This window comes from Egbenema bharatensis FJBBOT/2019 (genome assembly GCF_048077055.1).
GTDB classification, from domain to species: Bacteria; Cyanobacteriota; Cyanobacteriia; order Elainellales; family Elainellaceae; genus Egbenema; species Egbenema bharatensis.
Genome location: NZ_CP182236.1, coordinates 3043192 through 3063029, shown reverse-complemented (window position 1 = coordinate 3063029; position 19838 = coordinate 3043192). Strand labels below are relative to the sequence as shown.

20 protein-coding genes are annotated in these 19838 nt (G+C 50.8%); 7 read left to right on the top strand and 13 right to left on the bottom strand.

The window, feature by feature from the left end:
- Positions 1-366 precede the first annotated feature (366 nt).
- The 4 genes from hppD (at position 367) to ACM1PF_RS14150 (ending at position 3547) form a co-directional block, all read left to right on the top strand.
- The gene (hppD, locus tag ACM1PF_RS14165) at positions 367-1455 is read left to right on the top strand and encodes a 4-hydroxyphenylpyruvate dioxygenase (RefSeq protein WP_416675597.1); all 1089 of its coding nucleotides are present in this window, start codon (positions 367-369) and stop codon (positions 1453-1455) included.
- Between the two features lie 199 nt (positions 1456-1654).
- Positions 1655-2290, top strand: coding sequence for a prephenate dehydrogenase/arogenate dehydrogenase family protein (locus ACM1PF_RS14160; protein ID WP_416675595.1), 636 nt, complete (start codon positions 1655-1657; stop codon positions 2288-2290).
- Positions 2278-2781, top strand: coding sequence for a prephenate dehydrogenase dimerization domain-containing protein (locus ACM1PF_RS14155; protein ID WP_416675592.1), 504 nt, complete (start codon positions 2278-2280; stop codon positions 2779-2781). Before ACM1PF_RS14160 ends, ACM1PF_RS14155 begins: the two co-directional genes overlap by 13 nt.
- Before the next feature lie 334 nt (positions 2782-3115).
- Positions 3116-3547, top strand: a complete 432-nt coding sequence (locus tag ACM1PF_RS14150) for a hypothetical protein (protein WP_416675590.1) — start codon at positions 3116-3118, stop codon at positions 3545-3547.
- 47 nt (positions 3548-3594) lie between these two features.
- Here the strand turns inward: ACM1PF_RS14150 and ACM1PF_RS14145 are convergent, their stop codons facing one another.
- From ACM1PF_RS14145 to ACM1PF_RS14120, 6 genes are all read right to left on the bottom strand, one after another.
- On the bottom strand, positions 3595-4380 hold the full coding sequence (locus ACM1PF_RS14145) for an amino acid ABC transporter ATP-binding protein (protein ID WP_416675587.1): 786 nt from the start codon (positions 4378-4380) through the stop codon (positions 3595-3597).
- A gap of 120 nt (positions 4381-4500) precedes the next feature.
- The gene (locus ACM1PF_RS14140; protein ID WP_416675584.1) at positions 4501-5715 is read right to left on the bottom strand and encodes an amino acid ABC transporter permease; all 1215 of its coding nucleotides are present in this window, start codon (positions 5713-5715) and stop codon (positions 4501-4503) included.
- Between the two features lie 61 nt (positions 5716-5776).
- A complete protein-coding gene (locus ACM1PF_RS14135) occupies positions 5777-6958 on the bottom strand; it encodes an amino acid ABC transporter permease (RefSeq protein WP_416675581.1) in 1182 nt (393 codons plus the stop codon).
- 149 nt (positions 6959-7107) lie between these two features.
- Positions 7108-8181, bottom strand: a complete 1074-nt coding sequence (locus tag ACM1PF_RS14130; protein ID WP_416675580.1) for an amino acid ABC transporter substrate-binding protein — start codon at positions 8179-8181, stop codon at positions 7108-7110.
- A gap of 751 nt (positions 8182-8932) precedes the next feature.
- Entirely contained in the window at positions 8933-9154 is a 222-nt protein-coding gene (locus tag ACM1PF_RS14125; RefSeq protein WP_416675577.1) for a hypothetical protein, read from the bottom strand.
- A 264-nt stretch (positions 9155-9418) separates the two neighbouring features.
- Complete coding sequence (locus ACM1PF_RS14120) at positions 9419-10378, bottom strand: ion channel (RefSeq protein WP_416675575.1); 960 nt, start codon at positions 10376-10378, stop codon at positions 9419-9421.
- Positions 10379-10599: 221 nt separating this feature from the next.
- Between ACM1PF_RS14120 and ACM1PF_RS14115 the strand changes: the two genes are divergently transcribed.
- On the top strand, positions 10600-10803 hold the full coding sequence (locus ACM1PF_RS14115) for a hypothetical protein (protein ID WP_416675573.1): 204 nt from the start codon (positions 10600-10602) through the stop codon (positions 10801-10803).
- Between the two features lie 8 nt (positions 10804-10811).
- Here ACM1PF_RS14115 and ACM1PF_RS14110 read toward each other — a convergent pair whose 3' ends face one another.
- The 6 genes from ACM1PF_RS14110 to ACM1PF_RS14085 all read right to left on the bottom strand — a co-directional run bounded on the left by ACM1PF_RS14110 (position 10812) and on the right by ACM1PF_RS14085 (position 16523).
- On the bottom strand, positions 10812-11309 hold the full coding sequence (locus ACM1PF_RS14110; protein ID WP_416675570.1) for a GNAT family N-acetyltransferase: 498 nt from the start codon (positions 11307-11309) through the stop codon (positions 10812-10814).
- 211 nt (positions 11310-11520) lie between these two features.
- Positions 11521-12117: a tRNA-(ms[2]io[6]A)-hydroxylase gene (locus tag ACM1PF_RS14105; protein ID WP_416675567.1), complete on the bottom strand. Its 597-nt coding sequence runs from the start codon at positions 12115-12117 to the stop codon at positions 11521-11523.
- Positions 12118-12165: 48 nt separating this feature from the next.
- Positions 12166-12480 carry a hypothetical protein gene (locus ACM1PF_RS14100; protein WP_416675565.1) on the bottom strand — a complete coding sequence of 105 codons (315 nt, stop codon included), beginning with the start codon at positions 12478-12480 and terminating at the stop codon, positions 12166-12168.
- Positions 12481-12634: 154 nt separating this feature from the next.
- Entirely contained in the window at positions 12635-14248 is a 1614-nt protein-coding gene (locus ACM1PF_RS14095) for a bifunctional aminoglycoside phosphotransferase/ATP-binding protein (protein ID WP_416675563.1), read from the bottom strand.
- Between the two features lie 133 nt (positions 14249-14381).
- The gene (locus ACM1PF_RS14090; RefSeq protein WP_416675561.1) at positions 14382-15029 is read right to left on the bottom strand and encodes a 50S ribosomal protein L25/general stress protein Ctc; all 648 of its coding nucleotides are present in this window, start codon (positions 15027-15029) and stop codon (positions 14382-14384) included.
- 135 nt (positions 15030-15164) lie between these two features.
- Positions 15165-16523 (bottom strand): adenylosuccinate synthase, encoded by a 1359-nt coding sequence (locus ACM1PF_RS14085; protein ID WP_416675558.1) that lies wholly within the window; start codon positions 16521-16523, stop codon positions 15165-15167.
- A gap of 172 nt (positions 16524-16695) precedes the next feature.
- On the opposite strand from ACM1PF_RS14085, the gene ACM1PF_RS14080 reads away from it, so the two are divergent.
- The gene (locus tag ACM1PF_RS14080) at positions 16696-17727 is read left to right on the top strand and encodes a sulfurtransferase (RefSeq protein ID WP_416675556.1); all 1032 of its coding nucleotides are present in this window, start codon (positions 16696-16698) and stop codon (positions 17725-17727) included.
- A 198-nt stretch (positions 17728-17925) separates the two neighbouring features.
- Here the strand turns inward: ACM1PF_RS14080 and ACM1PF_RS14075 are convergent, their stop codons facing one another.
- Positions 17926-18195 (bottom strand): hypothetical protein, encoded by a 270-nt coding sequence (locus ACM1PF_RS14075; protein ID WP_416675554.1) that lies wholly within the window; start codon positions 18193-18195, stop codon positions 17926-17928.
- Positions 18196-18357: 162 nt separating this feature from the next.
- Here ACM1PF_RS14075 and ACM1PF_RS14070 point away from each other — a divergent pair, with 162 nt between their 5' ends.
- Positions 18358-19833 carry a RecQ family ATP-dependent DNA helicase gene (locus ACM1PF_RS14070; RefSeq protein WP_416675553.1) on the top strand — a complete coding sequence of 492 codons (1476 nt, stop codon included), beginning with the start codon at positions 18358-18360 and terminating at the stop codon, positions 19831-19833.
- Positions 19834-19838 lie beyond the last annotated feature (5 nt).

Genomic DNA, 19838 nt, shown 5'->3' with positions numbered 1-19838 from the left:
ATTCAGGGCAAGTTTGCTAAATTTTCACTGAATCATTATGTTTTCATAATCAGCTTCACTGCTTCATCACAGCTACACAGAACAGAGCCGTAAATTCCTGTAACACCTGAAATAGTATGCTTTAGCCCTGTATTCGTCCTGAATTATTTCTCTAGTTCAACGGGTTTATGGCTCAGGAGTTGTTTGAATCTTTAATCAATTCCCCTCAATTCTTGGTTTGTGTAAAGACTTGGTTTGACCCCTGTATGCCCCCTGAAATTTAGTCTAGATTGATAGCTAGATTCGCTCGGCATATTTACTGAAGTCTCTCAGTATTAGTAATCTTTATTCCGTCATCACCCTACAACGGCAATCACTGGATAAGCTATGTCAAATCAAGTTTTCCCAATCCTAGGCATCGATCACCTGGAGTTCTTTGTCGGAAATGCGAAGCAGTCTGCTTTTTACTATTCCAGGTGTTTTGGATTTGAGAATACAGCCTACCGAGGTCTGGAAACGGGCGATCGCAAAACCGCATCCTACGTCCTGGAACAGGCAAACATCCGCTTCGTGTTGAGTTCAGCCATGAGTGCTGCGCACCCGATCGCCCAAAGCGTTGCCCAGCACGGAGATACGATCGCCGTTGTTGCAATGGCTGTACCCGATGTTGCGATCGCTTACCAATGTGTAGTGAATCGAGGGGCTGTGGCAGTGATTCCTCCGACCACTCAAAGTGATGAATTTGGCACATTCCGATATGCTGCAATTCGAGCTTTCGGTGATGTCTTGATTAAGTTTGTTGAGCGACAGCACTACTCTGGAGCCTTTGCCCCCGGCTTTGTTGCATGTCCTGCCTCTGGGCGATCGGGTGCAGGGCTGACTGAAATTGATCACGTCGTGGGGAACGTTGAGCGCGGTGCGATGGATCTGTGGACTCAGTTCTTTATGCAAACAATGGGGTTCGACTTGCGAATGCATTTTGACGATCAGACAATTTCCACGGAGTATTCCGCTCTGATGTCAAAAGTATTACAGAATGGCGGTAAAACCATTGTCAACATTAATGAACCAGCAGATGGCTTACGCAAGTCTCAAATCGATGAATATTTAGAAGCCCACTACGGCCCAGGTATTCAACATATTGGTTTATCTACCAGTAATATTGTGCAAACCGTACTGCACTTAAAGCAATCTGGCGTGGAGTTCCTCCCGATTCCTAAAACCTATTACGAGAACTTAGAAAGCTGGGTGAACGAAATTGACGTACCCGTTGAAAAGTTGGCAGATTTAGGCATTCTCGTTGACCGTGATCAGGATGGATACTTACTGCAATTGTTCACTAAGCCCGTTGGCGATCGCCCTACGCTATTCTTCGAGATTATCGAACGGCACGGTTCCCGCGGATTTGGAGCTGGAAACTTTAAGTCCCTATTCATGGCCTTAGAACGAGAACAAGCCCTACGCGGTAATCTCTAACGCATAACTGCGCTGATTGGTTTTTGAGTTCGTTGTTAAATTCGTTGTTAAGTTCGTTGTTAAGTTCGCTATAAGTTCGTTGTAAGCCCCCTTCAAACCCATCCTGTACAGTCGTTATTTCCCATTCATCTGTCCCTGCGGTCATTTACTCCACAACTCGGCACCGTATTCACCCTTCTCTGACACCTTTGCGTAGACTATGACTGTACCCAAAACGCTTCAGCAACTCGATCGAGACTTAATTCAACTGTTACGTGAACGAAATGCCCTTTTGCAGGCAACTGAGGCGCCGCCCTCCCTCGATCAGCAACTCAATGAGGTTCGCCCGTTATTAGCAAATGCCAATGTTTCTGAATTGGCCTGGAAAACGCTGTTAGTCAACTGCATGGCCACTCTGGCGAAATCCCCTTCAGTGTCCTCCCAAACGGCAACCGATCGCCGTCGGATTACGGTGGTGGGAGGTCGGGGTGCAATGGGACGGTTCTTTGTCGATCGGCTCACGGCAGCAGGACATGCGGTCAGTATCCTGGAGTACGACGGCTGGGAACAAGCAGATACGTTACTGGGGCAGGCTGATCTGGTACTGATAGCGGTTCCACTGAAGGCGACCGTTGCTGTGATTCGGCGCATCGCTCCCTATCTCTCTTCTGGAACGATTCTGGCGGACATTGCCAGTACTAAAACTGAGATCATGCAAACGATGATGGAGTGCCATGCGGGGCCAGTCGTAGGGCTACATCCCATGTTTGGCCGGGTGGAACCTCGTTGTTGGGTCAGAAGGTGGTGGTTTGCCCTGGACGCAATCTCTGGCAATGTCAATGGGTGCTGGATCTGATTGAGCAGGATGGCGGAACGCTGATCACCTGTTCACCGGAAGAACACGATACGATGATGGTCGCGGTTCAGGCCATTCGCTTCTTTTCTAACTTTAGTTTGGGAACTTTCTATGCCAGAGAAGGCGTAGACATTGAGCGCAGTTTTGAGTTTTCCAGCCCGCTTTACCGCTCAGAAATCAACACCATCAGCCGTTTAGTTGCTCAAGAAGCCTCCCTGTACGTCGATATTTTGCTGGCTTCTCCAGAACGATGTGAGGCGATCGAACGGTTGGTGGAAACCTACGCCCATCTGGCAGACTTACTCAAAAAAGGCGATCGGGCAGCCTTGATTGCAGAGTTTGAGAAGACTCGTGAATCCTTCCAGGCGGGGGCAGCGCGATCGTTGAGTGAAAGCAACTATATGTTGAATAACCTCAGCTCATTTTTAGCCGCCAAAACGGTTGAATCGAGTTGCTCCCATCCAGCCGCCCCCCAGCAGATTGCAGCATGATCAAGAAGGGAAACTTACCAACCTGAAATTCCTGTGGGGTGGGTATCCTGCCCGCCCAGTCAATCACCTGAAGTTCTTTTCTTGTGGGGTGGGCATCCTGCCTGCCCAATCAATTACCTGAAGTTCTTCTCTTGTGGGGTGGGTATCCTGCCCGCCCAGTCAAAGCAGCAAAATAGTGAACCAGTGATTGAATCCCTGAATTCAACTGTTGGGTAGATTTGACGCACATTCAATCAGTCCCTTCTGCGAAAGCTCACACTTTCTACATTTTTTCCTTTTATCTTGGAAGGTGGTATCCCTCAGTCGCATGGGGACAAAATTGTGTCAATTGCCCATGAATGATTACAACATCGAAGATTTTGAACTTTACGTCAGTTGGACGGTCAGCGTCTTACAAACGCAAAACCCCTATGTAATTCGGGATTTCAGGCAAGAAGCCAGACTTTACCTGACCCGTGAAAACTTGACGAACGTTCTCGTTTCCGCCTTACACTACCTGGCCGATGCCGACTCAGAAACCTTTCAGTGGGCCCTGCACAACTATGAGCCAAATTTCTACGTAGAAGTTAGGCGCAGAACCGCTCTGGCAGCAGCCCGCCTGTTAATTCAGCAAGGTTTTGTCCCAGGGCAGGATTTTAGCAGTGTGCCAGTTGGAGGGCTACTCGTTAACCTGTCCGCAAGGGCAGCTCTGGAGCAGCAGTACCTCTCCTCCACCTTTAGTGCCTGTCTGCTCAGGGAGATTTTACATACGTTTCGTCCAGCTTAAACTGCGTCTGCTTGAACCGCGTCTGCCTGAACTGCGATCGCTCCGTCCTACAAAATCTGTGAGAGAAACTTCTTGGTGCGGTCTTCCTGGGGATTGTTAAAGAATTCTTCAGGTGTACCCTCCTCCACCAGCAATCCATCCGCCATTAACACCACCCGATCGGCTACCTCACGGGCAAACCCGACTTCGTGGGTGACACACACCATCGTCATTCCGGTTTTTGCCAGAGAACGCATCACATCCAGCACCTCCCGCACCATCTCCGGATCCAGGGCAGAAGTCGGTTCATCAAACAGCATGATTTTCGGCTGCATGGCCAGAGCCCGGGCGATCGCCACCCGCTGCTGCTGCCCCCCCGAAAGCTGTCCAGGATACTTATGGGCTTGCTCCAAAATGCCCACCCGCTCCAAAAGCTGCATCGCCACCTCTTCCGCCTTCGCCTTTGTCCAGCGGCGCACCCAGATCGGAGACAGCGTAATATTTTTCAGGACGGTCAAGTGGGGAAACAGATTAAACTGCTGAAACACCATACCCACTTCCCGGCGGATCGTTTCAATATTTTTTAAATCATGGGAAAGCCGAATCCCATCAATCACAATATTGCCCTTTTGATAGCTTTCCAGGGCATTAAAGGTGCGAATAAACGTTGATTTACCAGAACCAGAGGGGCCCATCACGACCACGACTTCGCCCCGATTGACCGTCAAGCTAACACCCCGCAAAACGTGAAAATTATTGTCGTACCACTTCTCAACATTTTCAGCGATGATCATTGGCTCTGAGCTAACATCAGACAGCGCAACGCTCGACGGTTCTGCTTGAAACTGTGTCATTGTTTATGGTTCTCCCAGATTGACTCAATCATATCCTGTTGTACTTTGGGTAGCCTGCTTCTGAATAACAATCTTCTCAGAACGCTGATCTAGTTCTTTCGGATCGATCTCTTTCCTGCTCTAATGCTCAGTATTTAACTGACGTTCCAATCGACGGCTTCCCCAAGACATGGCATAGCAAAATAGCCAGTAGATCACACCAATAAACGTATAGGCTTCCCAGTATCGCCCAATAAACTGTGGGTTTGCCAAAATCGATCGGGTGATGCCCAGCAGATCAATAATGCCCACGATCGACAGTAGCGTCGTGTCCTGAAACAGGCTGATAAACTGACCGACGATCGCTGGAATCGAAATCTTCAGGGCTTGAGGCAAAACAATTAACGACGTGACAAATAAAGGATTGAGCCCTAGCGCGTTCGCTGCCTCAGTTTGCCCCTTTGGAATTGCCTGGAGTCCCCCCCGTACATTCTCTGCCAGATAAGCCGAGCTGAACAGAGTCAACCCAATGATTCCCCGCAGAATGTTGTCTGGACGAACCCCCTGCGGTAAGAACAAGGGAATCATATTTTGGCCAATAAACAGAATGGCAATCAGAGGGATACCGCGAATCAGCTCAATATAGAGAATCGATAACCAGCGCACCACTGGCAGCGGACTTTGCCGTCCCAAAGCCAGGAACACCCCCAGGGGAAAACACAGCACAATGCTGACGACTGCCATCAGTACTGTTAGCAGCAACCCTCCCCACAGGCTGGTGGAGATCGGTCTGAGCCCAAATCCGCCTGCAATCAACCACAGCACGACAAAGAAGGAGAGAAACCAGGCCAGCGGTATCCACGTTCCCAGAACGGGCAGCTTTCTCCCAACCTTTTGCCCAATCCATGCACCAGCCGGAATCAGGGCCGCCAAACCTAACAGCAACAATCGATAGGGCAGCGGTGTGGGTAGCAGTACGGTGATGGCCGCCCCGATCGCCATGCCAATCAACACAGGACGGCTAAATAACTGAGCGATGTTTCTCGCCAAAATCCCCCAGGTTAAACCTGATAGGGTTGCAACAATGCCCAATACCGTGAACAGCCGCCAGTATTGGTTAGCGGGATAGCGGCCCGCAAAGTACAGCGGCCAGTTGGCTGAAACCACCTGCCATTGTGCCACCGTAGTTGCCCACTGCGCAAAGCTGAACAGCAGGTTGAGCAGAATCGCCAGAATGGCGATCGTGAGTAGTCCATTGAACCAGCTACTAAACAGATTCTTGCGGAGCCATGCGATCGGCCCGACCTGACTAATGGGCGGTGCGCTGGATTGGGAAGGCGGTAAGGTCGTTGTCATACAAACATTAGGCGCAAATTCATGCAATAAAACAGATCGGTAGAACAGGCAGAATGGGAAACTAGCGTTCTTTAATTTGAACAGTACGGTTGAGGGTATTCATCACAACAGAAATGATCAGGTTAATCACCAGATACGTGACTGCCACCAGGGTCATCACCTCAACGGCTCGCCCCGACTGATTGAGAGCCGTCGTTGCAGAAGAAAAAATATCGGGATAGCCGATCGCCAGAGCCAAACTGGAGTTCTTCGCCAGGTTCATGTATTGGCTGTTGAGGGCAGGAATAATCACGCGCAGGGCCTGGGGAAATACGACAAGCTGCATCACCAGACCCGACTTTAATCCCAATGCTTTTGCCGCTTCCCATTGCCCTTTAGAAACCGCCTGAATTCCAGCCCGGACAATTTCAGCAATGAAGGCACCGGTATAGAACACCAGAGCCGATAATACAGCAATGTATTCCAGCGAGAGACTAATACCGCCCTCCACCCGTCCCGCTTCATTCAACTGAGGCACTTGCCAACCCAAACCGATCGTCAGCAGCAGTAATCCCGCCACTCCCAAAATTCCCAGCGCGATCAGTTGCGGTTGTCCAGAAGCCCCCTGTTCCTCCATCACCTTGATTCGCCATCTCCACACCACAAGGGCTACCCCGATCGCTGCAATCAGTAGTACCAGGGAGATCAAAGCGATCGGTGTGTTGGATGGCCAGGGAATCACAATGCCCCTACGACTGATATAGGCTAGCCCCAGCAAGGAATTCGGCAGGTTGCCCCCCTGCTGAGGAGCCGAAAGGGTAAAGTATACCCCGAAGTACCAGATAAAAAGTTGCAGCAGCAGCGGCACATTTCGCACCAGTTCCACGTAAGTCTGACTCAGCTTTCTAACCAGCCAGTTCTCTGAGAAGCTCGCAATTCCAGCAATCACGCCCAGCACGGTCGTAAAGACAAACCCGACCAGAATCAGCCGCAGCGTATTCACCAACCCAACGACGAACGCCCAATAATAGCGATCGCTTGGCGTGTAGGGAATGATGCTTTCGCCGATGTTGAACCCTGCGACGTTGAACAAAAAGGAGAAGTTAAACTGTCGGCCTTGCTGTCGTAGGCTCTGATTCAGGTTGCCGATCATAGCGGTAATCACGGTGATCACGATAACAACCGCCAGAGCTTGGATGGCCACGCGCCAAAATCGATCGTCGCGCCAAAAGGGAATTTTCTCGTGACCGCTAGACTGAGTCATAAATTTATAACTTCTTGGGGAATTCCAGCCATTCCAGCCATTTTAATTTCACTTGGAATGCTGTAGGAGCGTTGAACCAGTTGCCCCTACAGCAAGGTTTGATTCAGATCATCCGGTGAGTTGATCTAGAAGTTAATCCAGCCAGTGAACTAACGGAACGGTGGGGAATACATCAAACCACCCTGAGTCCAGAGTTCATTCTGCCCGCGTTCCAGTCCCAGCTCAGACCCTTCACCGACATTACGATCGAAGATTTCGCCATAGTTACCGACGGCTTCGATTACGCTGACCATGAAATCATTCGACAGACCCAACTGAGTTCCCAGATCCCCTTCAGCTCCCAGGAACCGCTGAATTTCTGGGTTGTCGCTGTTCAATTGCTGCTGAACATTTGCCTGCGTAATTTCAAACTCTTCAGCCTGAATCAAGCCAAAGGTCACCCACTTCACCACGTCGTACCACTGAGAGTCGTTGTTGATAGTCACAGGCCCCAGAGGTTCCTTCGACATCACAACATCCAGCAAAATGTGGGCATCAGGATCCGGCAACGTGGTTCGACGAGCCGCCAATTGGGAGCGATCGGAAGTCACCCCTTCGCACCGACCTTCAGCGTAGGCAGCATAGGTGGCATCGGAGTCCTGGAACTTGACTTCGTCATACTGCACCCCCAGTTCCCGCATCCGGTCTGCCAGGTTCAGTTCAGTTGTCGTTCCCGTTTCCACGCAGATGGATTGACCTTCAAATCCGCTCAGGTCGGTGATGCCGCTATCGGCCCGCACCATCATACCCTGACCATCAAAGAAAGTGGTTGGCGCAAACTCCAGGCCATTACCACCCGCAGCATCCCGGCTGGCCGTCCAGGTGGTATTCCGCGAGAGCATATCCACCTCGCCGCCAACGACGGCCGTAAATCGCTCAGTTGAGTCCAGGTTACGATATTCCACCTGATCTGGATCACCGAGCACGGCTGCTGCTACAGCCCGACACACATCGACATCCAAACCAGAATATTCTCCCGTGGAGTCTACAAAACTGAAACCGGGGATACTTCCTTCAACCCCGCAAATTAAGGTTCCGCGAGAAATTATGGTATCCAGGCGGCTCGCTCCACTGCCGCCAGTAGTTCCGCCTGAGCCATCAGCAGATCCGCTTGGAGCGGGAGAACAAGCGGTCAAAGCTGCTACAGAAAGCGATGCTGCCAGCAGAAAACGCCACTTTCGCATAGTAATTGCACTCACTCCTTACGATTAAAAGAAATTAATGTCATCTAATGTCATCTAATGTCATTACCCAATCCAGGGCATAAGACTCCGAACGAAGCAGGCGTACACATCGGAGTCGCACCGCCTGCCACAAAATCGATCGACTCACAGTAATACAGGTAAACGATTGGGCACAGTTATCCAGTAGGGAGGGCACGCCATTAGAAGTCACTGAACTAGAAAAACTAGAACTAGATATTTCCATAAAGATGAAAGATATCTTCAGATAGTTGCCCGTACCCCTATCAACGCCCTTCTTTCTGCTCCCTTAACCTTCTCGCGCTTCCTGCTTTCTTTTTGTATCAAAATTTACAACTTCTTTAATGAATCCCTCGTTTGGTGGATGACAACGAGGCAGTGAGAACCCTAGACCAAGATTGGCATCGGGGGATATTATCACCCATTCCAATCCCACCCATCCCCATCCCACCCAGCCAATGCCCTAAATTAAATGCCCTAAATTAAATGAAGTCAACGAATGAAGCGACTCGTTGACGGGTTGGCGATAACACCATTATGAAGATGAGGGAAGGCGATGGAGCAGACAATGTGCTGAACAATGCATCTAACCAAAAGGATGCATCTTGCCTGCTTCAGATCGGTTGAGTCAATCAGAAACGAAATCAGAGCAAATACTTAGTCCTCACAATGCCAGACAAGCCCAGGAAAAACTGTTGAAGCTTTTTACCGCGTCCAGCAATCGATCGGAGGTTTAACAAGAAGGCTGATGCTCCTCTGCGAGGTCACGAATCAGGGGCAGCCGCGTTTGGATATAGGCAGATAGAACGTTTGTCTCATCGCGGTTCAGGCTACGCTCGGACCGAACCTGCCGCAGTAACCATTGCTCCAGCCCTTGATCATCCAGAGTTAGGGGAATATGTGAGTGTGCTGACTCAACCAGCGACCAAAACTGCCTTAGCATTATCGGACTCATGGCATCCTCCGCTTAATCTTTTTTTAAGACTTTTCTAGTTTACCTGATTAGATCATTTAGCAGAAATGGCTCCACATAAGATGACATAAGAGTTACAAATTTCGTAATAAAGTGATGGATAACTTGATAGTCGCTTCAGCGTTCTCAGGTTTCGCAGGCAAAAATGGGCGATATGGGCGATCGCAGCATGGCGTAAGTTCTCCACGAAAGTTCTATGGAGTAAGCGGAGAATGGTTCGTTCGATCGAGGGTTCAAACGTTAGTTTTAGACGTTAATAGAGGGATTGGGTGGCTGGTGGGATGGCGAGATAGGAATGGCTTTATGGAAATGCTGGTAATCTACCGCCCGTCGTCCGTCGGGGGTTCTCGTTAGGATATCTGCAAAACGAGCATTCCAAAGAATTTCTGATGGCACGTAGGAATGTCGGGCATGAATCGATTGAGAGAAGGTTTCATCAATACCAATCAGCGTGACGATAATTTCCGCTTCCATTTCAGCAAACGCTTCCAGGGTGATGCCGTAAAGTGGGCTGCGATCGTTGATGGTGTGCATGGCTAGCCAGGTCAGGGCAAAAATGGGGGTTTGCGATCGTTCTAACTCCAGATCGAAAAATCGCCGCATAAATTCACCTTCTTCCGTCATTATGTTACGAACCAGGCTCAGCCGAAGCTGTGCTTCCAAAATTTGGTTGCCTCGCTGGTTTGCGGCCCGCAACATCAAGGTCGGAATCCCATTACGGGGTGCAATGACGGCAACTTGACTAAATAGAACTCTGGCAGTAGGGCGAGAAAACCGGGCAAACATTAACCCAGTTGCCATCGCTAACCACAATACCCCGACGATTGCTTCCAGGGTAACGATGATGTTGGCATAGGTGGTCTGGGGATACATTGCTCCGTAGCCGATCGAAGCCATTGTTTGCACGCTAAAGAAAAAGGCATCCTTGAAGGAACCGGCTTGCGCGTTGGCGATGCTGTTCGGGCCACCTGCTAAAAATGCCAGGGCAAACAGTCCATTTAATCCGATATAAGTCAGAATGAGTAACCCTAGAAATTGTAGCCAGGGCAGCGTTAGCAACAAATGATAAAGATCGTTCCAGCGGGAGTGGATCGAGCCAAGTTGCACAACGTTAAATCCACCCTTCAGGTTCACCAAACGAGCAGATGGATTGCGGTTAGAGCGAGCAGGCGATCGGCGGGTTGAGGAGTGAGGGGGAATCGGCATAGAGAGAGTATCGGGGTCAGCGAGATAGAGGGTGGTTCTGCATTCCTCAGCTTATCCGTTATTGATTCCCCCAGCGATCGCAGAGTCAAATCCCTGAAAGCCCTCATCCTAGTCCTCACTCGCGCAGCAAATCTCCCAAATAGGTCTGAATAAACGCCGCAGCCGCTTCAGGATTCATTTCCTTAAACGCACCCGCCATTCGTGTTGCGATCGATTTGTCCATGCCAGATCGTGTTCCTCAACCTGAAGCCGGACGGGAAGCCGTGCGAATATTGGCGATCGGATCTCCCCAGGGGGTAAGAGCCTTAATCCACCAGTTGCATAACCTGGGTTTTGCTGAAGCCGGAAACTGGAGTCGTCTTATGCCCACCGGAAAACCTGGAGAGGTCATGAGCATCCTGACGTGGCACGTTTGGGTCAAATGAGATTCCTGTCATTCATCCTTGCTCCCGCTCAAAACCTTTAAATAAATCCGATCGCACCGGGTTGTTTCTACGCCCGTACTGAGTTGATAACCATTCCGCTCATACAGTTGCACCGCTTCCTGAAGCACACTTGCCGTTTCCACCCAGATCTGCTCAAACCCCTTACTGGCAATTCGTTCCTCCAGAGTTTGTAACAGAAAGCGTCCCAACCCCTGCCCCCGGACTTCAGGAAGCAAGTACATTTTACGAATCTCCACCGCATTCCGACCACGCAGGACAGGATAGTATCCCGCAGTCCCTACCATCCGAGCTTCTTGCTCAATCACCCAAAACTCACCCCCTACCGCCCAGTACGAATCTTCTACATAAAACACATCTTGATCCGCTCCTTCTGGCTCACAACACAGGTTGTATTCAGCTAAAACAGAAGCAATTAAATCAGCAGCAGCTTGGCGATCGGCAGGTTGCCAGTTGCGAATTAAAAAATCGCGGTAGTACGTTTTCATCAGGGTCAAGCGGAAAGGAGATTATGATGCAGAAAAAATGGAAAGTTCACCAGCTAAATGTAAAAGTTTACATCTAACTCAAAGAATAGGGCAAAAAACGAGAATTTTTGAAGTTACTTGAGATAGCTGAAAATCTCACTCAAATTCGCGTTCTTCCACCCATATTTAGTTTTGTACGAAAGGTCGGTGTATTGTTGCCGGGGTCTACCAGTTAACTATGAATTCTCGGTTCAGGATGGAGGGTTGAAAGCAATTCACTTTCTACATTTGCTAATTCTTCTAAACGATGGTTTACAACCGTTCGATCGAAGTAGGTGGTGGCCAGCGTCCAATACACGCCATAGTGTCTCGCTTCCGATGCCATCAAACCACGATAGAACCGAGCCAATTCCGGTTCAGGACAGTGGGCTGCCAGTAACCCCAACCGTTCGTGGCTGCGGGCTTCAATTAAGCCGGAAACCAACAATGAATCCAGGAGGCGATCGGGTTCGTTGCGCCGAACTTGAGCCTTGAGGCCAGCACCATAGGGGGGTGGAGCCAGGGGAGCCAGGGCAATTCCTCGACGATCGAGCCATTGGTTCACCTGTTCAAAATGCTCCAGTTCTTCCTGGGCGATCGCAGTTAAGGTTCTGACCAACTTGGCACTGGAGGGATAGCGACAAATCAGGTTCAGGGCCACCCCAGCCGCTTTGCGTTCGCAGTGGGAATGATCCAGCAAAATGGTGTCCAAGTGAGCAATAGTCTGCTCCACCCACGCAGACGATGTGGGCTGTTGCAGAAATTTAATGGGTTGTTGGATAGTTTGCATCGCAGTTTTTCAATCAGGGCGGAATCAACGGAACCCTTATTCCTCCATTCATCGTCCAATCCGCTTAGGTGGCTTACCTCGAAACACCGATGCTCGATCGGGTCGCAATTTCGTAAACACTGGAATTCGACCAACAAATCGCTGCACAGGCTGAATGACGTTGGGTTTATCTTCCGCCTTGGGTGCATCATCTAGCTTTTCAGCCCGGGTGTAGGCAATGATCCGACCGGTCGCAAAACCGGCAAACAGACCCAGCAAAATGCTCAGTACCGCAGGCGTTCCCAGGAGAAAAAGCACCACTACAAAAATCAACCAGGCCGTCAACCCAGCCGCAACGGCATCCTCGGAATTCAATTTGTACATCGCGCCATCCTCCTTGCCTTTCCCTGGCCATCCATACTAAAGGAATCTACCTGCAAGTGCCACATGCCATATCCATAGACCATACATACACCTTGGAGCCGTAGCGACTTCACCCGTTGAGCAATTCGTGGTCAGGCAGTCTACCTGCATCAGTTCAGCTCATTTCCCCAAGCTGGGACTCGATCGCCCTTGTCGTATCAATGGTCTTCACGTAGGGTTGTTCCGCTTCTGTAAAGGGTTCTAGATGCTGCTGGGTTAACAGATCCGCAGTTGCATCGGCAATATCCCCCGTCCGGTGCTGTAATCGATCGCGCAACACATCCATCGGCGCATCACAATGAACAATCTGAAGGGCAATGTGGTTTGATTCAGCTTTAGAAATCACCGACTTCCGCAACGCTTGCCGATCGTACTTCGCATCCAGGATCACCGTATACCCCTGGCTGGCTAGCTTGATCCCCAGCTCCAGCAGGCGATCGTAGGTTTTCTGAGTCATTTCCGGCGTATAAAGATCGTTCCCACCCCGCTGCATCAGGGGAATCCCTCCCAAATGTTTCCGCACCGCATCCGATCGAATGTGAATCGCATTCAACTGCTGGGCAAGTTGACGGGCCACCGTAGTTTTTCCGGAACCAGACAGACCGCTCATCATCAAAAGCCGGCCCTCTGGAGGTTGGGCATACTCCCACGCCAGACGGTAGTATAAAGCCGCCGTTCCCGATGCTTTTTGTTTTTCGCTCTCTGGTACACCTGGATCATTTAACAGGAAGGAAGTTACCTTCGCCCGGACGTAGGTTTGCCGACTGACGTAAATCGGTAATACCTGTAACCCTTCCCAATCTCCGGTTTGCTCAATGTAGGCATTTAAAAATACGCTGCTCAGGTCAGGGCGTTCCCGCGCCTCCAGATCCATCACAATGTAGGCAATGTCATACATTACATCGACAAAGCGAAATGGTTCATTGAACTCAATACAGTCAAACAACCAGAGCCGATCGTTCCAGTAGCAAATATTCCGCAGGTGCAGATCGCCATGACATTCCCGAATCCAATCCTGGCGCATCCGCTCTTCAAATAGAGCTTGCTGAGTCGCAAAAAACCGATCGCAGTAATCACGGGTTTCATCAAACTGCTGCTGAGTCTGCGGCCCGCCAATGTATTGCTCCGTTTGCGCAAAATTTTCATCGAAGGCCTGACGCACCTGCTCCACGGTGCCAAAACTGCGGATATAGTCGCTGGTTTGAGTCTGGGCATGGAACGCTGCAATTACTTGTGCCAGTTCCTGTAGCAATTCTGCCGTCAATTCGCCCCGTTCAAACCGCGTTGTCAGCAGGGCATCCTGAGGAAATTGCCGCATTCTAACCACATAATCGACCACTTCCCCGGATCCGTTCAACTCATAGCGTGGAGAAGCTTCCGTTCCCGATTGGGTGATCGGCAACACATCCAGATACAGCTCTGAGGCAGCCCGTTGATTCAGCCGCAACTCTTCCTCGCAGTAGAACTTCCGCTTTTCAAGCGTCGAGTAATCCAGAAACCCAAAATTGACCGGTTTTTTCACCTTATAGGCATAATCCCCCGTCAGCAACACATAGGAAACATGGGTTTGAATCAGTTGAATGGAGGTTTCTGGCGGTGGGTTAAGATCTTCGGAATATTCTGGGGCCGTTGCATCAGGGGACTGGGCGAGGGCAGACGGAACCGGATGGGGGTAAAAATCCGGGTGCATCATCTGCTGAATCATGGGGGAAAGGGTCGTGTCAGTCATGGAATGGGAAGAATTCAACGAGTGGAACTGAAAGATGAATACAACAAAGATGAATACAACAAAAAAGCCAGGGAAACCCCCAGCTTCATGACAAACGATCAAATAGCACCATTGCTCATGAGCCGGAGTGAGTTTACTCTTGCTCAGTAGCTGGAACTTCGTCAGGCGCTTCAGCCGCTTCACCTGCCGCTTCTTCCTCTCCTTCCACCGGAGCTGAAACCTGACCCCCACGACCCAGGATGGAAACAATCACGCGATCGGGTTCACCCACCGCTTCTACCCCCTTCGGCAGCTTCAGCTCACGGACGTGCAGAGCATCTCCAATGTGCAGGTTCGTGACATCAATTTCGATCGACTCAGGAATATTATCAGGCGCGCAGGATACTTCCAGTTCTGTCAGCACTGTATCTAATGCCCCACCCTCTGGTTTGACCCCAACGGCCGTTCCGACAAAGTGGAAGGGAACTGTAACTTGCAGCGAATCCTGGGCTGCAACGGAGAAAAAGCTGAGGTGGTACAAATCACCTCGCCAGGGATGGGTTTGCACTTCCCGAATCAGAGCTTTCCCTTTCCAGGGGATATCGCTGATGTTGAGCTGAATCAGTGTATTGTTCACCGATGCCTTTCTAACCAATACCTCAGCCGTTTTGGCATCGATCACCAGCGAAATGGATTCAGTTCCATCATGTCCATACAGCACCGCAGGCATCAGTCCATCACGGCGCAGCGCATTAGGCTTACTTCCATCTGGGCGTTTCTTACAGTCGAGTGTCAGTTCCATAGTGATTGTCTCGCAATGTTGCTTCAGTAGGTTTGGAAGAGAGAGATTTAAGGTCAGGGGTCAGGGGTCGAGTTCAGGATGACCTGCTCCATCCACCCATTTACTCCAGAGAGTTTTGTCCACCCATCCCCGCCTTTACTTGACCCCGATTTCGTGAATGTTCACTCCGGGAGAGTGGTTTTCATCGTAAAGCAGGGCACGTTTGGGGCCGTGAATTGGATCCTCTACGATGATAGTCTGATCCCGACTGGCACCGAGGGAAACGATCGCAATCGGAACATCCATCAGTTCCGCCAGGAATTTCAGGTAGTCCAATGCCTGAGTGGGCAAGTCATTCAGCGATCGGCAATCCGCCGTAGACTGTTTCCAGCCCGGTAGGGTTTCGTAGATTGGCCGGCATTGGGCAAACTGGCGAGCGTTACTGGGAAAGTCCAGGCAGCGATCGCCATCTAGCTCGTAGGCCACACAGACTTTGATTTCGTCCAACATATCCAGCACATCCAGCTTCGTAATGGCCAGGCAGTCCAGACCATTGATCCGCACAGCGTAGCGACCAATCACTGCATCAAACCAGCCACAGCGACGCTTTCGTCCGGTAGTTGTACCGAATTCTGCCCCGCGATCGCACAACTGCTGACCAATCTCGCCTTCCAACTCCGTCGGGAACGGCCCTTCCCCCACGCGAGTTGTATAGGCTTTAGCCACGCCAATCACGCGATCGATCATGGTGGGCCCCACCCCTGCACCCACACAAGCTCCACCCGCCACCGGATTAGAGGAGGTGACGTAGGGATAGGTGCCATGATCTAGATCTAACAGCGTTCCCTGGGCCCCTTCAAACAGGATATTGCGACGCTGCTGCACAGCTTCATAAATTCGTACGGAGCTATCCACCACATGGGGACGTAGCCGCTCTGCATACTCTATATACTCTTCAATCACCGCCTCCGGTTCGAGGGGAGGCAAGTCATAGAGCTTTTCTAAAATGGCGTTTTTATATTCAACCGTCCAGCGCAACTGCTTGCGGAGGCCTTCGGTATGCATCAAATCCACCATGCGGATGCCGATTCGTTCGGACTTGTCGGCATAGGTCGGGCCAATCCCCCGCTTGGTCGTACCAATCTTGTGATTACCACGCCGCTCTTCAGAAGCCTGATCAATCAACCGATGGTACGGCATCGTCACGTGGGCAGTTTCCGAAATCAGCAGATTTTTGGTAGAAATGCCGAGCTGATCGAGCTGATCCAGTTCTTCGATCAGTACCTTGGGGTCAATGACCGTCCCTGAACCAATGATGCATTCCGTACTGGGGTAAAGGATTCCAGACGGTATCAGGTGTAGCTTAAAGGTTTGATCTTGGACAACAACGGTGTGCCCAGCGTTGACTCCACCTTGATAGCGAACCACAACATCTGCCGATCGACTCAGCAGATCAGTAATCTTTCCTTTACCTTCATCGCCCCACTGGGCACCAATTACAACAACGTTAGCCAAGATTCGTTTTAAGTGTAAAGTTCACACAAACTTTAATTATCAGCAAAAGAAGGGTAGAGTGTCAACTAGATTTTAGATTTGATTTTGGATTTTAGATTTTCAGTTTAGATGGATGGAGAAATCGAGCACAATAGAGATAAGGAGCGTTGAGTAGAATTTAGACTTTATAGACATGAGAGGGCAACCCAAGGTAAGCTTCGCTGCTGCATTTACGGCGATCGTCTGCATTTTAGGGCTGGGGGCAGTGATTTCACTTCAGCAAACGGCTCAGATGCAGCTTTCCGAAGCAACCAGCGAAACCGGTAGTCGATTTGTGGCTGAACAATCTCCTCAATCTACGCGGCAAATGTTGAATTCCCATTGGGTAGTGGATGCCGTAACCGCCAAGCAACTGCTGGATCAAGGGGCAACGCTACTGGATGCGCGAGGCATGATTATGCCAGGGAATTATCTGCACGGAGCCGTTCCGGTATCCTGGCAGCAGTTTTCCCAGGAAAATCCCCCCCATCGCGGCAAATTACTGGAGGACGATCGCGCTCTGACTGAGAAACTTCAGGAAGTGGGAGTGTTTCAGGATAGACCCGTCGTGGTTGTGGCAGATCCGACAAACGGCTGGGGGGAAGAAGGACGGATTGTTTGGATGCTGCGGACGCTGGGTCATCCGCAAGCGGTGATGGTCGATGGCGGATATCAGGCACTCCATAAAGCTGGCGTTCCGACTCAATTGGTTGCCAGTCCCGTCTCCCATCCGGGTGATTTTGTTGTCAATCGCATTTCTGCCTGGGAAATTCAGCGGGATGAACTGCAAGCGAGTTTGAACCAGTCCAACCTCGTCATCATTGATGCCCGCGAGCAGAACGAGTATGAAGGGGCAACGCTGTATGGAGAAGCGCGGGGAGGCCATTTGCCGGGAGCGGTTCATCTGCACTATGAAGATTTTCTAGATGACCAGGGAAAAATTCTCCCCCGTAGCGAAATCAGGCAAATTCTGAGAGCTTCAGGGATTTCTGATTCAGAGCAAGTTGTTTCCTATTGCACAGGTGGGATTCGATCGGCCTGGTTGACCGCCATTTTGTCGGATTTAGGATTTGATGCCAAAAACTATGCCGGGTCAATTTGGGAGTGGGCAGCGGCTCCGGCAGCGGAGTTTCCGTTGGTGGGGAGTGAGGAGTGGAGAGTGAGGAGTGAGGAGAATGCTCCGTAGCGCAGGCAGCGTTTCGACTGAGCACTCAAGCCGAAGTCTTGCCTGCCAGGTGAAAAAGTAGGAAGTGAGAAGGATCCTCCGTAGCGCAAGCATCTTGCCTGCCAGATGAACTCTTGCCTGCCAGAAAAGCAGGGAGCGGACAAAGCTCCTGGGAAGCAGAGGGAGGGTGCTCCTTTTCGGCCTGTTTATCCAGTTTGATTAACCGTAGGAAGTCAAACTCCGAAACAAATAGCCCAATACCAGCCCAATTAAAAATGCCCAGATCTGCCCTGACTCAATAAAATTTTCAAAAAATTCTCGTACCGGACGAAATACATCAGTTTCAAACTGTGCGATCAGGCTCCAGTCGATCGCAGTCCACGTGCTATGGGCGATCGACTGCCAGAGTAAACCCTGCTGACTGAGATCAGACCCAACACTGAGGTCTGCAAGGCAAGGAAGCTGCTGGATTAGGGGATACACCACCATTTTTGATAATCCTCACACGAAAGCATTTCAGAATTGACCGAACCTAGTTTGCCACAGTTCCGAGGATTAGAGATCAGAGGATCTGGATTATCTGAATTATGTCGATGTTGACACCTTTGTTGGGGCGGGAACCCTGAAGGGTGTTGCGGTGCGGTACTCAGAATGGTTTTGCACAATCGATCGAATCCCTCCAGCCCAGACTGGAATGCTGTGTTATCTAAATTTCAAACGATTTGGGGATATTCCAGTTTTCGATCGCCCCAGGGAGAAATCATCCAGTGTTTGCTCAATCAACAGGATGCCCTGGTTGTAATGCCCACCGGAGGCGGGAAGTCCATCTGCTTTCAGTTGCCTGCTCTGCTCAGTCATGGCGTAACGCTGGTGATTTCGCCCCTGGTGGCGTTGATGGAAAATCAGGTGGAAGAACTGCGGCAACGTCATTTACCGGCAGCACTGCTCCACAGTGAACTATCCAGCTATGCGCGTAAGCAAACCCTCCGCGCCCTGGAAGCCAATCAGCTCAGGCTCCTCTACCTTTCCCCAGAAACCCTCTTCAGTCCAGCCGTCTGGGAACGCTTATGCCTGCCCCAGGTCGTCATCAACGGCATGATTCTGGATGAAGCCCATTGTTTAGTTCAGTGGGGAGACACCTTTCGCCCTGCTTATCAACGCTTGGGAGCCGTTCGTCCGGCCTTACTCCGAACCAAACCCGCCGGAACTCGAATCACGATCGCCGCCTTTACTGCTACGGCAGATCCCCAGGCACAGCAAACGATTCAGCAGATTCTTCGACTCCATCAACCTCAAACCATCCTCCAAAGTCCCTACCGCTCCAACTTACACTTGAGCGTTAACATTGCCTGGACTCCCAGAGGACGACGACAGCAATTGCTCCGATTCATGCAATCCCGCCCCCACCAGGCTGGACTGGTCTATGTCCGCACCCGTCGGGATGGGGAAGCCTTAGCCCAATGGTTGACGCAACAGGGCTATTCGACTGCGGCATATCATGCTGGACTCAGTCCTGAAGAACGACGGGCGATCGAATCTGCCTGGTTAAGCGGCAGAATATTATTTGTCGTTTGCACTTCCGCCTTTGGCATGGGAATTAATCATCCCCATGTGCGCTGGGTGATTCATTTTCACGTTCCGATTCTCCTGAGTGAATACGTTCAGGAAGTGGGTCGGGCTGGCCGTGATGGGGAACCTGCCCAGGCTCTCAGTTTAGTCAGTGAACCCACCGGATGGCTCGATTCAGACGATCGCCAACGTCAGCAGTATTTCCAACAGCAGCGACGCAAACAGTTTCAAACGGCCCAGGCCCTGCTCCATCAGATTCCCAAACAGGGAGATGTGAATACCATCAGTCGTCAGATCCCCAATGGTGCGATCGCCCTGGCCCTCCTCCACAGCAAAGGGCAATTACAATGGCACGATCCCTTTCACTACGAGATTTGCGGCACCACCAAAGCCCGCCTATCTGACTCCCAGGATTTAGCAAAACCGATGGCTCAGTATCTCTCCACCCGCCAGTGTCGCTGGCAAAGGTTATTGCAGGCCTTCGGCTGTCCAGACGCTGCAAAACAATTAGGTCAAGGCTGCGGCCACTGCGATCGGTGCGATCGGATTCGTAGATGATCTGA